Raw genomic sequence first — 13,470 nt, forward strand, 5'->3', positions numbered from 1 at the left:
AACCCGAATTCAAGTGGAGGCCATTAAATGTCAAACTCTTCAAACATCGACGCTACTGTAAAATCCCGCACGGATCAGAGTTCGGAAGTCTCGGCTCAAGACCATCATGAAGATTACGCACGCACCCGAGTGCCCGACCACGCCAAGCGGAGTGCCGGCGCCGTGCTGAGTGTTCTGGTCGGCTTCGTCACCGCATTCTTCTTCGTCTTGATTGGCGGCCTGTTCCTTAATAAAAGCGGCGCGGCCTCAACCTGGATTGCTCTGGCCATTTCGTTTTGCATGCTGATCATCCTGACACTCATCGTTTCACATACGGCGGCGAAAGAAGGCTTGACCGGCGAGTTATTGACTCGGGGCGCAGGATTCGGTGCGGCCGGATCGGTACTGACCACGCTCATCTATGCCGGCACCTTTGTGATCTATGCGGCGACCGAGGGACAAATCCTAGCCCACTCAATTGACCAGATCTGGGACCTGCCAGATAAAGTCTGGTACGTCGTGGTGGCGCTGATATTCCTTCCAATGGCCTGGAATGGAATAAGCTCCATGACAAAGATCTTGAGCTGGACGATTGTTCTATATATCGCCCTCCTGGCCTGGGCGATAGTGGTCGCCTGGCAGCGCAACAATGGAATGCCTTCCGATATTTTCACTGCCATGCCAGCCGGCGCGGTTGGCGGCGTAACCGGGGTCGTCGCGGTGCTCGCGGCGATGGCGGGGACAGTCGGAATAAACCCATTCGAGGCGGCTGATTACAATCGATTCATACGGGCAAACGAGTTCAAGCGTAAAGCGCTGTTGAGCGTGGTTCTACCCTATGCCTTGTTATTTTTCGGGGCGATTCCGCTGGGGATGTATTTTACCCTGATCACCGGAAGCGCAGACCCTTCAATTTACTTTATCGGGTTACTGGGATTAGTGCCGGGTGTTGTGCTCGCCTGGGTATCACAGATACGCGTGAACCTGACCAACATCCATGTGAGTTCAGTCGCTTTTGCCTCAGGCTCTGAGATTGTCGGGGCGCCCAAACTGGGGCGTCGCTTCTGGATTCTGGCGGTGACGGTGGCTTGCATTGCGCTCATGTGGTTCAACGTATTGGGCAACCTCTATGTTTTCCTGCAATGGACGGGCATATTTTTGCTGTCCTGGGCTGCCTGTGTTGTCGCGGATATCACCGTGGTCCGCGGCCTGCTGAAGATTGTCACGGGACCGATTGAATACCGCACCACGAAGATCCGTCGCTACAATCCTGTTGGCATCACTGGACTGCTCAGCGGGACAATTACCGCGTCTTACATCTGGCTGAGTGTCAGTGACCCGGTAATCAATGGTCTTTCGGCCTATATTGGCTTCGTTGTAGCCTTCGCTGTCCACGTCGGCCTGGCGGTGGCGACCAAAGGGAGGACGTATTTCGCCGACCCTGCCGACCCTCGCATCAGCGCCACCAAAGGAACACTGAAAAAGACTTCCGGATTTGCTGACCTACCCGCCTCACACGAGGCTAACGGTTGAACCTCGAGGAAACAGATCGCGTTCCAGGACGAGGAAAGGTCTGAGGGTCGATTCGGCCAGGTTTTTTTGAGCCTCACCCCTTGAGGCAGCAAAAAAGCCTGGCCACTTCAACGTTTCTGAACAAGCGTCAACAGATCAGGATTCAACCATGCATACGACTATTATCGATCCCGTCATCCGCGCCCGATATCAAGCACTGAAAGGGGGGCGGGAGTTTGCCTTCACCCGCATAGAAACTTATCGAACAGCGCTGCTCGTCATTGATATGCAAAATGGCTTTGTCGAGGAAGGCGCGCTCCTGGAGGTTCCGGCAGCCCGAGGCATCGTTGAAAATATCAATGCCTTGAGTGTCGCTTTACGACACGCGGGAGGGCTGAGTGTTTTCTTCAGGTTTACCACGACGTCGGCTGACGACTGGCCTGTCTATTTTCAGGACTTTCAGAACTCGGAATTTGCACAATCCGAGGTTCAGACTTTCCAGCATGGCTCACACGGCCACGCATTGATCCCTCAGCTGGATATCGGGCCGGACGATCTGGTCTTGGACAAGTCAAGATTCAGCGCTTTCACTCCGGGGGCTTCGGACGCGCTGGAGACACTCAAGAGACGAGGGATCGACACCCTTTTTATCTCGGGAACACTGTCGGACTGCTGCTGTGGAGCGACGGCTCGAGATGCCCAGCAATTGGGTTTCAAGGTTATTTTCATCGCTGACGCCAATGCCGCATTAAGCGATGCCGAACATAATTCGACGGTAAACGCTTTAGCGGCGTGGTTTGCCGATATCAGGACGACAGAACAGGCGCTGACACTCATTCAGGGTGACTGAGTGACAATAGATATACTTGTAAATATAACGCACACAAAAAAGCCACTCTATTGAGTGGCTTTTTTGTGAGTGCTTGGAGCGGGAAACGAGACTCGAACTCGCGACCCCGACCTTGGCAAGGTCGTGCTCTACCAACTGAGCTATTCCCGCGTCTTGGTGTGGCGCATTCTATAGAATTCAGAAGCGCCGTCAAGCCTTTGATTCAAAAAAGTTTTATTTCTTTTCTGCATCGGTCTTCAGATGCGGCCAGGCAGCCCGCAAGTACTGGATCATCGACCATAACGTCAGGCCGGCGGAGACCAGCAGCAAGGCGTAACCGAACAGGACCCAGAACGTGAAGTCCGACGGGTTGGCCAGCAGGATCACCAGCGCCAGCATCTGCGCAGCGGTTTTCCATTTGCCCAGGTTCGATACTGCGACGTGGGCACGGGCACCGAGTTCGGCCATCCACTCGCGCAGTGCCGAGACCACGATCTCGCGACCGATGATCACGGCGGCCGGCAGCGTGAGCCACAGGTTGCCGTGTTCCTGCACCAGCAGCACCAGCGCTACGGCGACCATCAGCTTGTCGGCCACCGGATCGAGGAAGGCCCCGAATGGCGTGCTTTGCTCCAGACGGCGGGCCAGGTACCCGTCCAGCCAGTCTGTGGCGGCGGCAAAGGCGAACACCGAGGCGGACGCCAGGTAGCTCCAGTGGTAAGGCAGGTAAAACAGCAAAATAAAGATCGGAATGAGCAGGACGCGTAGAACGGTAATCAGATTAGGGATATTCATCGGCACAACTGGCTACGAGGTGAGGTGGCATTCTACTCGCTGTGCAGATTTGCATAAATCAACTCTGCGAGCTTTTTACTGATCCCGGGTGCTTTGGCGATCTCTTCGATGCTGGCACGAGACAGCTCCTGCAATCCACCAAAATGTTTCAACAAATCGCGCCGACGGGTCGGGCCGACGCCCGCGACGCCCTCAAGTGTAGACGTACGGCGGGTTTTGCCGCGACGGGCGCGGTGCCCGGTAATCGCGAAACGGTGGGCTTCGTCGCGTATCTGCTGGATCAGATGCAGCGCGGGGGAATCGCCGCGCAAGGTGAATTCGTGGGCGGCATCATTCAGGTACAAAGTTTCGAAGCCGGCCTTGCGTGTTGCGCCCTTGGCCACGCCCAGCAGGATCAAGTCGGGCACCGCCAGTTCATTGAGCACGTCCCGGGCCATCGACAGCTGGCCCTTGCCGCCGTCCACCAACAGAATGTCCGGCAGCTTGCCCTCCCCGTCCTTCAGTTTGCTGAAGCGCCGGGTCAGGGCCTGGTGCATCGCAGCGTAGTCATCGCCCGGGGTGACGCCTTCGATGTTGTAGCGTCGGTAGTCGGACTTGATCGGGCCTTCCGGGCCGAACACCACGCAGGAGGCCACCGTCGCTTCGCCGCTGGAGTGGCTGATGTCGTAACACTCCAGACGCTGCGGTGGCTCGTCCAGGTTCAGCACTTCGGCCAAGGCATCGAAACGTGCGGCAACATGTTGCCGGTTGGCCAGTCGTGCGCCCAGGGCCTGCTCGGCATTGGTGACCGCCAGTTGCTGCCAGCGTGCCCGGGTCCCACGGACCCTGTGACTGATGGTCAGTTCGCGACCGCGCAGCTTGTCGATGGCTGCGATCAGGGTCGGAAAGTCTTCGTGAACCACATTGACGATCAGCTCGCTCGGCAAGTCGCGCTCGGGACTGCTGACGTAGTATTGACCGAGAAACGCCGCCATGACTTCAGATACGTCTTCTTCAATACCCACCTGCGGGAAGAAGTTCTTGCTCCCCAGCACTCGCCCGCCGCGCACGCTGATCAAGTGCACGCAGGCACCGCCGGGATTGACGAACGCCGCGATCACGTCGACATCGCCCGTACCGCCTTCCATGCTCTGCTGATCCTGGACCCGGCGCAGCAACGAGATCTGGTCGCGCAACTCGGCGGCACGCTCGAATTCGAGGTTGATCGCCGCCTCCTCCATGGCGACAGACAATTCGTCCGTCAACGCATTGCTGCGCCCCTCGAGGAACATCACCGAGTGCCGTACGTCTTCGGCGTAGACTTCGGGCTCCACCAGACCGACGCAAGGTGCCTTGCAGCGTTTGATCTGGTATTGCAGGCACGGCCGCGTGCGGTTCTTGTAATAGCTGTCTTCGCACTGGCGTACGAAAAAGGTTTTTTGCAGCAGGCTCAGGCTTTCGCGAATCGCCCCGGCGCTGGGATAAGGACCGAAGTACTTACCCTTGGCCTTTTTCGCCCCGCGATGGATGCTCAGGCGCGGGAATGCGCCGTCCGAGAGAAAGACGTAGGGGTAGGATTTGTCGTCGCGCAGCAGAATGTTGTAGGGCGGCCGCCACTCCTTGATCAGCGTCTGCTCAAGCAACAGGGCTTCGGTTTCATTGGCCGTGATCGTCGTTTCGACCTGGGCGATACGCGCCACCAGGGCCGCGGTCTTGGGGGCGAGCCCGGACTTGCGAAAGTAGCTCGACAGACGACTCTTGAGGTTCTTGGCCTTGCCGACGTAGAGCAGGCGCGCATCGCTGTCGAACATGCGATACACACCGGGACGCCCACTGACCGTCGACAGAAAGGCGCCTGGATCAAAGGCTTCAGTCATGTTCAGAGGCTGGCATCGACCATGCCGTGACGAACCGCCAACAGCGTCAACTCGACATCACTGCTGATCGAAAGCTTTTCGAAAATGCGGTAACGGTAGGTATTCACGGTTTTTGGCGACAGGCACAGCTTGTCGGAGATGATCTGCACTTTCTGACAGCCGACAATCATCAGCGCGATCTGGATTTCCCGTTCCGACAGTGCATCGAACGGTGAATCGTTGGTCGGCTGGAAGGACTTGATCGCCAGTTGCTGGGCAATCTGCGGGCTGATGTAGCGTTGCCCGGCAAACACCAGGCGAATCGCCTGGACCATTTCCGGCAACCCGGCGCCCTTGGTCAGGTAACCCGCGGCACCGGCCTGCAGCAACCGGGTAGGAAACGGGTCTTCTTCGCACACGGTGACCGCGACGACCTTGATGTCCGGATGACTGCGCAATAATTTGCGCGTGGCTTCAAGACCGCCGATTCCCGGCATCTTGACGTCCATCAGTACCACATCGGGTTTCAACTCACGCGCCTTGAGCAGGGATTCTTCACCTGATTCAGCCTGGCCGACCACTTGCAGGCCATCGATGTCAGCCAGCATTCGTGTAATGCCTGTACGAACGAGATCATGGTCATCGACTACTAGCACCCTAATCAAGCAGACACCTCGCGATATGGTCTTATTGGGTTGCTCGACACCTTAGCAAAAAGCGCCTGGCAGACCTAGCGGCACGCGCTATATAAACAGTATCAATAGTTCTTGAAAGGCTTGCCGTATACGTGTCTTAGCCCTGCACCCCGTCGATCTCGCGCTGCATTCTCAGGAAACACCCGTCCGTGCCAACGACTGCCAGTCCCTTTCTCTCATATAAAGCCCGTGCTGGATTGTTTTGGAAAACCGTCAGACGCAACGCCTGGCGTCGCTCCCGGCACGCCATGGCCAGCACCCGATCGATCACCCAGGCGCCGGCGCCCTGCCCTCGAAACGCCTCCAGGATGTGCAATTCGCGGATGTACAGGTCCCTGGCGTCCCGACTCAGGCTGACATAACCGAGCACGGTCTCGCCCTTCACGATCAACCAGTTCTCGCGCCCGGCCCAGCCGATATCGAAACCTTCGTCCAGCCACAACAGATGATGCTGGATGTAGTAGCGCAGCATATTGTCGCAGGTCAGCCTTCGAGCGAAGTCGAGGTCCCGGAGCGTCGCCGGGCGTAATTCCAATGCCATCAAGCCTCCACGACCGCCACTGTGTTCTGCCGCTGGCCCCAGGCCTCAAGTGTGTCACAACCTTCGACGCACTCAAGCGATAGACAACGCCATCGGCAATCGATAGCATTTTCTGATTGAATCTGCCTGCCGGCCTCTAGTAAGCTCGGTGCATTCATCGGAGACAGACCATGTTCAACACCCTCTCACCGCTTCAGACCGCCAGCGCCCTGCGCTCGGTCGCGGCTGCCCGGGTGAATGACGTCTGTGCTTCGGTCAGCTTTTATTTTGGGTATTGGTTTAGCCACTGGCGCGCCTGATACCCACACGGCGCCCACTTTAAACGGGTCGCCACCAGAGAATTCTCAACCCCCGGTCGGCTTCCCGACCGGGGGTTTTGTTTTTTCAGCCCTGCACATTTTTTAGCGACATACCGATAACTCGAGGATTTCAACCATGAACTACGCCACTTATTACCGTTACGACAGTTTTACCGCCTGGCGATTTAGCAGCCTCCGCTCGGGACAGCCTGCCGCCTCCGATCGGTCACCCACAGGTGGCAAGGACACACTCGCAGCCAATCCGGCCAATTGTCGAACACCCCAGTAGGGCCGAGTGCGCGGGACTGAACCCGCCACCTGCCCAGGAAGCCTGAACATGAACTCGTCCGTCTCCGCTCTGCCGCTGTCCACCCTGAACCCTGCCAATGAAGCGCTGACCCTGCGTCTGCCCAGCTCATTGCAACTCAAGCAGCAACTGCCTCTCAGCAACGCCCTGACCCGGCAAGTCGCTGCCCACCGCCAGGCGGTTCGCGCGATCCTCGATGGCGAAGACTCCCGCCTGCTGGTGATCGTCGGCCCTTGCTCGATTCATGATCCCCGCTCAGCGCTCGAATACGCCACCCACCTTGCTCGCCTGGCCACCGACGTCAGCGATGAGATGCTCCTGGTGATGCGCGCCTATGTCGAAAAACCGCGCACCACAGTCGGCTGGAAAGGCCTGGCCTACGATCCGCACCTGGACGGCAGCGACGACATGGCGGGCGGCCTGACCCTGTCTCGCGAGTTGATGCGCGACATGCTCCAGCTGGGCTTGCCGATTGCCACCGAACTGCTGCAACCGATGGCCGCCGGCTACTTCGACGACCTGCTCAGCTGGGTGGCGATCGGCGCCCGCACCACCGAATCGCAGATCCACCGGGAAATGGCCAGCGGCTTGGGCATGCCGGTCGGTTTCAAGAACGGCACCGATGGTGGCGTGACCGTCGCCAGCGACGCCATGCGCTCGGCCGCCCATCCCCATCGTCATTTCGGTGTCGACAGTCAGGGGCATCCTGCAATCATCCAGACCCCTGGCAACCAGGACACTCACCTGGTGCTGCGCGGCGGCCATCGCGGACCGAACTACGACCGCGAGAGCGTCGCCCGGGTGCACAGCGACTTGACCAGGCTGCACATTCCGGCGCGGATCATGGTCGACTGCAGCCATGCCAACAGTGGCAAAGACCCGTTGCGGCAGCCAGAGGTGTTCAACGACGTACTTGAGCAACGCCTGCAAGGTGACCGATCGCTGATCGGGATGATGCTCGAGAGCCATTTGTTCGAAGGCTGCCAGGCGTTGAGCCCGTCGCTGCGGTACGGGGTGTCGGTCACCGACGGCTGCCTCGGCTGGACCGCGACCGAAGACGTGTTGCGCCAGGCGGCGATCCGGTTGCGGGCCCAGCGCGACTGACAGATCAATGACCCTCCGGAGGCAGGCGCGCTGCCTCCGGCGAAAGGCTGTCCAGACCTTCCGGCAAAGACCTCATGTCCCTTCGAGATTTCGTACTGTTTCCATTCCGCTTTCATCAGGCCAGCGCGGCTTTTTCATACATCGCACCCACGCTGGAGTGTTTTAGAGTGAGGCGCAAGCATCCCATAACCTCCTATGAAAAAGGTATGAACAATGCAACGGAATGCAACGACTCGCTACCCGATTCTGCTGGTCCATGGGCTCTTCGGTTTCGATCGCATCGGCCGGTTCGAGCTCTTCCATGACATCAAGCAAGCCCTCAGGAACGCCGGCGTCCGGGTGTTTGTCCCCCACCTGTCGGCCAGCCATAGCAACGAAGTCCGCGGCGACCAGCTGCTGGCGCAGATCGAGCGGGTGCTGGAAGGTACCGGCGCGAACAAGGTCAACCTCATCGGTCACAGCCAGGGCGCGCTGGCCGCGCGTTATGCGGCGGCGATTGCCCCCGGGGCCGTCGCATCGGTAACCTCCGTCAGCGGGCCGAATCACGGTTCGGAGCTGGCCGACGTCCTGCGCCAGGCCCTGACACCCGGACGCCTGTCAGAGCAGGTCGCCGAGGCCGTTGCCACCTTGTTCGCCGACTTTCTATCGGTACTCAGTGGCAATCGCCAGCTGCCGAAAAACGCCATTGCCGCGCTGAGTGCGCTGACCACCGAGGGCGTGGGCCTATTCAATAAAAAATACCCCCAAGGGCTGCCGCACACATGGGGTGGCAACGGCCATGAACTGGTCAACGGTGTTCGCTACTACTCCTGGAGCGGCACGCTGCAAGGGCGCCTCCTCGATCAAGGGCGCAATGCATTCGACCCGTTGCACGGATGTTGTCGGGCCTTCTCCCGTTATTTCACCACTGAAGCCAGGCAGAACGACGGCCTGGTCGGGCGCTACAGTTCTCATCTGGGCACCGTGATCCGCTCCGACTATGCGCTGGATCACTTCGACAGCATCAGTCAGATGGCCGGTCAGATCCGCAGAGGCATCGACCCGGTCGAGCTTTATGTAGAGCATGCCGAACGCTTGAAAAAGGCCGGACTGTGACGAATGCCCCACTGCCGGCAGCCACGGAGGGAACTTTGGGAAGAAATAGGTAACTGAATCCGGTAGGCTCACCATTTTACTGAACATTGAAAGGAGTATTCCCCATGGCTAAAGCCACTGCCCGCCACATCCTTGTTGCCAGCGAAGCCAAGTGCAACGAACTCAAGGCCCAAATCGAGGGTGGCGCCGATTTTGCCGAAATCGCCAAAGCCAACTCCACTTGCCCGTCCAGCCGTCAAGGCGGTGATCTGGGCTCGTTCGGTCCGGGCCAGATGGTCAAGGAATTCGACACCGTGGTCTTCAGCGCACCGATCAACGTGGTGCAAGGCCCGGTAAAGACCCAATTCGGTTACCACTTGCTGGAAGTGACCAGTCGTCAGGACTGATCGATCCGCAGTTTCCTGCATAACGGCCCGCCATTTGGTGGGCCGTTGTGTTTCGGTCATGTGATACGGCTGGCGAGGGACGCGCCGCTAGCGTACAAATTGCGGTTATCGACCACCCGGCTCAAAGGCTGACAATGCGACTGGCTTTCCCAACCTTGTTGTTCACTGCCGTGGCCCTGTTATCGGGTGCCGCCGGGGTGAATGCAACACCGCAACATGCGCTGACCGTGTATGGCGAGCCGGCGAAGTATCCCGCCGACTTCAGTCATTTTGCCTACACCAACCTGCAAGCACCCAAGGGCGGCACCCTGCGTCGTTCGGCGATCGAAATCGGCCATTTCGACCATATCCTGCCGTACATCGACAAGGGCATCGGCGTTACGCAGATCGACGGTTTGATCTATTCGCCCCTGGCCCAGCGCTCGCTGGACGAGCCTTACACCGTGTACGGCCTGGTGGCGCAGACGATGGAACGCGCCGATGACGGCTTGTCCCTGCGTTTCAACCTCAACCCCAAGGCCCGTTTTGCCGATGGCCAGCCGATCACCGCCGAAGACGTGCGTTATACCTTCGAGCTGCTGATGACCCAGGGCAGCCTGCGTTATCGCACGCAATTCGCCGACGTCAAGGGCGTCGAAGTGGAGTCGCCACGCACCGTGCGTTTCGACTTCAAGAACAACGAAAACCGCACCCTGCCCCTGGATATCGCGACCTTGCCGGTGTTTCCCGAGCACTGGTGGAAAACCCGCGACTTCGCCGGTGGCGGCGGATACGAGCCGCCGCTGGGCAGCGGCCCGTACCAGGTCGCCAAAGTCGACTCCGGGCGCAGCATCACCTTCAAGCGCAACCCCGACTGGTGGGGCAAGGACCTGCCGGTCAGCCGCGGCTTGTACAACTTCGACCATTTCAGCATCGAATATTTTGGCGATACCGACGTGGCGCGCCAGGTGCTGCGTGGCGGTGCCTACGACTACAACCGTGAATTTTCCGCCACCGGTTACTCGATCGGCTACGACAGCCCGGCGCTGGGCGATGGGCGCCTGCAAAAGGCCCATCTGGCCCAAAGCGCCCCGCAATCGGCGCAAGGCTTCGTGTTCAATCTGCAAAATCCGCTGTTCCAGGACCGTCGCGTCCGCCAGGCCCTGGCCATGCTCTGGGATTTCGAGTGGAGCAACCGGCAGATGATGCGCGACCTGTATATCCGTCAGCAGAGCTTCTTCTCCAACACCGATCTCGCCGCGCGCAACCTGCCCGATGCCGCCGAGCTGGCGATTCTCGAGCCCCTTCGCGGACAGATCCCGGATGAGGTGTTCACCCAGGTCTTCGAGGCACCGAAAACCGATGGCAGCGGCGTCATTCGCGACAAACAGTTGCAGGCCCTGGCACTGCTGGAAGCCGCAGGCTGGAAGCCTGATGGCGATCAACTGGTGAACGCCGAAGGCAAGCCACTGAGCTTTACCTTCCTGGTCAGCCAGAACGGCATGGACCGCTTGCTCCTGCCGTACAAACGCACGCTGAAACAGATCGGCATCGACCTGAACATCCGTCGCATCGACTCGTCGCAGTACGTCAATCGCCTGATGTCCCGGGACTACGACATGATCGTGACCGGCTACCCGGTTACCACCTCGCCGGGTAATGAGCTGTACAACTACTTTGGCTCGGTGGCGGCCAACGATCCGGGCTCCAACAACTACATGGTGCTGAAGAACCCGGCGGTCGATACGCTGCTCAACGGCCTGGTTCGCGCCAACACCCAGGCCGACATGTTGCGCCATGCCCATGCGCTGGACCGGGTACTGCAATGGAACTACTACTGGATTCCCAACTATTACCCGCCAGGCAGTTCGACCGTGTGGTGGAACCGCTTCGGCATTCCCAGCGTGCAAGCCAGCAATGACGAAGCCGTCGAGAGCTGGTGGGAAGTCAGCTCCACTCCCCTGACCAACCAGCAGATGACGGCCGAGCTCATCAAGCGCGGCGCACCCGGAGGGCCGCACTGATGTGGGCTTATATCCTGCGACGCCTGCTGCTGATCATTCCGACGTTGTTGATCATCCTCCTGGTCAACTTCGTCATCGTCCAGGCGGCGCCCGGCGGCCCGGTGGAACAGGCGATCGCGCACCTGCAAGGCATCGGCGGCGCCAGTGTCGGCGGTGGTTCCAGCGACGCCATCAGCCATGGCGGTTCCCGGGCCAGCCGCGGCCTCGACCCGCAGCTGATCAAGGAGATCGAAAAACAGTACGGCTTCGACAAGCCGGCCCCGGAACGCCTGTGGCTGATGCTCAAGAGCTATGCGCAACTGGACTTCGGCAAGAGCTTCTTCCGCGGCGCCACGGTCACCGACCTGATCCTGGAAAAAATGCCGGTGACCATTTCCCTCGGGCTCTGGGCCACGCTGATCACCTACCTGGTGTCGATTCCCCTGGGCATCCGCAAGGCCGTGCATCACGGCAGCCATTTCGATATCTGGAGCAGCACCGCCATCGTCGTCGGCTACGCCATGCCGGCGTTCCTGTTCGCGATGTTCCTGATCGTGGTGTTCGCCGGGGGCACTTCGTTGAACTGGTTTCCGGTGCGAGGCCTGGTCTCGGACAACTTCGAGTCGCTGTCGACTGTGGGCAAAATCGCCGACTACTTCTGGCACCTGGTGTTGCCGGTCACGTCACTGGTGATCGGCGGCTTCGCCACCCTGACCATCCTGACCAAGAACTCCTTCCTCAATGAAATCACCCGCCAATACGTGGTCACCGCCCGCGCCAAGGGCATGAGCGAGCGACGGGTGCTGTACGGCCATGTGTTTCGCAACGCCATGTTGCTGGTGGTGTCGGGGATACCCCAGGCCTTTATCAGCGTGTTTTTCGCCGGCTCGCTGCTGATCGAAGTGATCTTCTCCCTCGATGGCCTGGGCCGCATGAGTTATGAAGCCGCGGTGTCGCGGGACTACCCGGTGGTGTTCGGCTCGCTGTTCATCTTCACCCTGTTCGGCCTGCTGATAAAAATCGTCGGCGACCTGTGCTACACCCTGGTCGACCCGCGTATCGACTTCGCCGCGAGGAACGCCTGATGTTCAAGCTCTCGCCGCTGGGCCGTCGGCGCTTCGAACGGTTCAAGAAAAACCGGCGTGGCTGGTGGTCGCTGTGGCTGTTTATCGGCCTGTTCCTGCTGACCCTCGGCGGCGAACTGATCGCCAACGACAGACCGCTGGTGGTCGGTTACCAGGGTTCGCTGTACTTCCCTGCCTTCAAACGCCACACCGAGCAGGAGTTCGGCGGACAACTGCCGTTCCAGGCGGATTACCGCAGCGACTATGTGCAGAACCTGATCAAGAAGGACGGCGGCTGGCTGCTGTTTCCGCCGATCCCGTTCAGTGACGACACGCCCAACTATGACCTGGACAAACCGGCACCGAGCCCGCCGTCGAAGGTCAACTGGCTGGGCACCGACGACCAGGCCCGCGACGTGCTGGCCCGGGTGATTTTCGGCGCACGGGTGTCGATCCTGTTCGCCTTGATGCTGACGTTGGTCAGCGCCCTGATCGGTATCGCCGCCGGTGCACTGCAAGGCTATTACGGCGGCTGGGTCGACCTCTTGGGGCAGCGGCTGCTGGAGGTCTGGTCCGGGTTGCCGGTGCTATACCTGCTGATCATTCTCTCGGGGTTCGTCGAGCCGAATTTCTGGTGGCTGCTGGGAATCATGGCGTTGTTTTCCTGGCTGGCCCTGGTCGACGTGGTGCGCGCCGAATTCCTGCGCGGGCGCAACCTGGAATACGTCAAGGCCGCCCGAGCCCTGGGCCTGAGCGACCGCAAGGTCATCGTGCGGCACATCCTGCCGAACGCGATGAATGCGACCCTGAGTTACCTGCCATTCATTCTGACCGGCGCGATCTCGACCCTTACGGCCCTGGATTTCCTCGGTTTCGGCATGCCGGCCGGCAGCGCGTCCCTGGGCGAGTTGATCGGTCAGGGCAAGCAGAACCTGCAAGCGCCGTGGCTGGGACTGACCGCGTTTTTCACCCTGGCACTGATTCTTTCGTTACTGGTATTTATCGGCGAGGCGTTGCGTGACGCCTTTGATCCACGGTCTTGATCCA

General features: G+C 59.6%; 13 protein-coding genes and 1 tRNA gene. 9 read left to right on the plus strand and 5 right to left on the minus strand.

What is annotated here, in order from left to right:
• The first annotated feature begins 27 nt into the window (after nt 1–27).
• Nucleotides 28–1,512 carry a hypothetical protein gene (locus ELQ88_RS19855; protein WP_128871055.1) on the plus strand — a complete coding sequence of 495 codons (1,485 nt, stop codon included), beginning with the start codon at nt 28–30 and terminating at the stop codon, nt 1,510–1,512.
• Nucleotides 1,513–1,660: 148 nt separating this feature from the next.
• Nucleotides 1,661–2,341, plus strand: coding sequence for an isochorismatase family cysteine hydrolase (locus ELQ88_RS19860; protein ID WP_138967194.1), 681 nt, complete (start codon nt 1,661–1,663; stop codon nt 2,339–2,341).
• A gap of 74 nt (nt 2,342–2,415) precedes the next feature.
• Here ELQ88_RS19860 and ELQ88_RS19865 read toward each other — a convergent pair.
• The 5 genes from ELQ88_RS19865 to ELQ88_RS19885 all read right to left on the minus strand — a co-directional run bounded on the left by ELQ88_RS19865 (nt 2,416) and on the right by ELQ88_RS19885 (nt 6,186).
• Nucleotides 2,416–2,491 (minus strand) — tRNA-Gly (locus ELQ88_RS19865).
• Nucleotides 2,492–2,554: 63 nt separating this feature from the next.
• Complete coding sequence (gene pgsA, locus ELQ88_RS19870; protein WP_128872701.1) at nt 2,555–3,115, minus strand: CDP-diacylglycerol--glycerol-3-phosphate 3-phosphatidyltransferase; 561 nt, start codon at nt 3,113–3,115, stop codon at nt 2,555–2,557.
• Nucleotides 3,116–3,147: 32 nt separating this feature from the next.
• On the minus strand, nt 3,148–4,971 hold the full coding sequence (uvrC, locus tag ELQ88_RS19875; protein WP_128872702.1) for an excinuclease ABC subunit UvrC: 1,824 nt from the start codon (nt 4,969–4,971) through the stop codon (nt 3,148–3,150).
• Between the two features lie 2 nt (nt 4,972–4,973).
• The gene (gene uvrY, locus ELQ88_RS19880) at nt 4,974–5,615 is read right to left on the minus strand and encodes a UvrY/SirA/GacA family response regulator transcription factor (RefSeq protein ID WP_008015884.1); all 642 of its coding nucleotides are present in this window, start codon (nt 5,613–5,615) and stop codon (nt 4,974–4,976) included.
• 127 nt (nt 5,616–5,742) lie between these two features.
• Nucleotides 5,743–6,186 carry a GNAT family N-acetyltransferase gene (locus tag ELQ88_RS19885; RefSeq protein WP_138967196.1) on the minus strand — a complete coding sequence of 148 codons (444 nt, stop codon included), beginning with the start codon at nt 6,184–6,186 and terminating at the stop codon, nt 5,743–5,745.
• A gap of 170 nt (nt 6,187–6,356) precedes the next feature.
• Between ELQ88_RS19885 and ELQ88_RS34965 the strand changes: the two genes are divergently transcribed.
• The 7 genes from ELQ88_RS34965 (at nt 6,357) to ELQ88_RS19915 (ending at nt 13,466) form a co-directional block, all read left to right on the plus strand.
• Complete coding sequence (locus ELQ88_RS34965; protein WP_256579095.1) at nt 6,357–6,485, plus strand: hypothetical protein; 129 nt, start codon at nt 6,357–6,359, stop codon at nt 6,483–6,485.
• Nucleotides 6,486–6,822: 337 nt separating this feature from the next.
• Nucleotides 6,823–7,896 carry a 3-deoxy-7-phosphoheptulonate synthase gene (locus tag ELQ88_RS19890; protein WP_138967198.1) on the plus strand — a complete coding sequence of 358 codons (1,074 nt, stop codon included), beginning with the start codon at nt 6,823–6,825 and terminating at the stop codon, nt 7,894–7,896.
• Nucleotides 7,897–8,109: 213 nt separating this feature from the next.
• On the plus strand, nt 8,110–8,991 hold the full coding sequence (locus tag ELQ88_RS19895) for a triacylglycerol lipase (RefSeq protein WP_138967200.1): 882 nt from the start codon (nt 8,110–8,112) through the stop codon (nt 8,989–8,991).
• 104 nt (nt 8,992–9,095) lie between these two features.
• Nucleotides 9,096–9,377 carry a peptidylprolyl isomerase gene (locus ELQ88_RS19900; RefSeq protein ID WP_027923796.1) on the plus strand — a complete coding sequence of 94 codons (282 nt, stop codon included), beginning with the start codon at nt 9,096–9,098 and terminating at the stop codon, nt 9,375–9,377.
• A gap of 134 nt (nt 9,378–9,511) precedes the next feature.
• The gene (locus tag ELQ88_RS19905; RefSeq protein ID WP_128872704.1) at nt 9,512–11,380 is read left to right on the plus strand and encodes an extracellular solute-binding protein; all 1,869 of its coding nucleotides are present in this window, start codon (nt 9,512–9,514) and stop codon (nt 11,378–11,380) included.
• Nucleotides 11,380–12,444, plus strand: a complete 1,065-nt coding sequence (yejB, locus tag ELQ88_RS19910; protein ID WP_138967202.1) for a microcin C ABC transporter permease YejB — start codon at nt 11,380–11,382, stop codon at nt 12,442–12,444. Before ELQ88_RS19905 ends, yejB begins: the two co-directional genes overlap by 1 nt.
• Nucleotides 12,444–13,466, plus strand: coding sequence for an ABC transporter permease (locus ELQ88_RS19915; protein ID WP_138967204.1), 1,023 nt, complete (start codon nt 12,444–12,446; stop codon nt 13,464–13,466). The genes yejB and ELQ88_RS19915 overlap by 1 nt, the downstream gene beginning before the upstream one ends.
• The last annotated feature ends 4 nt before the right edge of the window (nt 13,467–13,470 follow it).

Source organism: Pseudomonas sp. MPC6, assembly GCF_006094435.1.
GTDB lineage: Bacteria > Pseudomonadota > Gammaproteobacteria > Pseudomonadales > Pseudomonadaceae > Aquipseudomonas.

Coding starts and splice junctions, on each gene's coding strand:
- ELQ88_RS19855 (WP_128871055.1), top strand. CDS start 28: ATGTCAAACTCTTCAAACATCGACGCTACTGTAAAATCCCGCACGGAT.
- ELQ88_RS19860 (WP_138967194.1), top strand. CDS start 1,661: ATGCATACGACTATTATCGATCCCGTCATCCGCGCCCGATATCAAGCA.
- pgsA (WP_128872701.1), bottom strand. CDS start 3,115: ATGAATATCCCTAATCTGATTACCGTTCTACGCGTCCTGCTCATTCCG.
- uvrC (WP_128872702.1), bottom strand. CDS start 4,971: ATGACTGAAGCCTTTGATCCAGGCGCCTTTCTGTCGACGGTCAGTGGG.
- ELQ88_RS19885 (WP_138967196.1), bottom strand. CDS start 6,186: ATGGCATTGGAATTACGCCCGGCGACGCTCCGGGACCTCGACTTCGCT.
- ELQ88_RS34965 (WP_256579095.1), top strand. CDS start 6,357: ATGTTCAACACCCTCTCACCGCTTCAGACCGCCAGCGCCCTGCGCTCG.
- ELQ88_RS19890 (WP_138967198.1), top strand. CDS start 6,823: ATGAACTCGTCCGTCTCCGCTCTGCCGCTGTCCACCCTGAACCCTGCC.
- ELQ88_RS19895 (WP_138967200.1), top strand. CDS start 8,110: ATGCAACGGAATGCAACGACTCGCTACCCGATTCTGCTGGTCCATGGG.
- ELQ88_RS19900 (WP_027923796.1), top strand. CDS start 9,096: ATGGCTAAAGCCACTGCCCGCCACATCCTTGTTGCCAGCGAAGCCAAG.
- ELQ88_RS19905 (WP_128872704.1), top strand. CDS start 9,512: ATGCGACTGGCTTTCCCAACCTTGTTGTTCACTGCCGTGGCCCTGTTA.
- yejB (WP_138967202.1), top strand. CDS start 11,380: ATGTGGGCTTATATCCTGCGACGCCTGCTGCTGATCATTCCGACGTTG.
- ELQ88_RS19915 (WP_138967204.1), top strand. CDS start 12,444: ATGTTCAAGCTCTCGCCGCTGGGCCGTCGGCGCTTCGAACGGTTCAAG.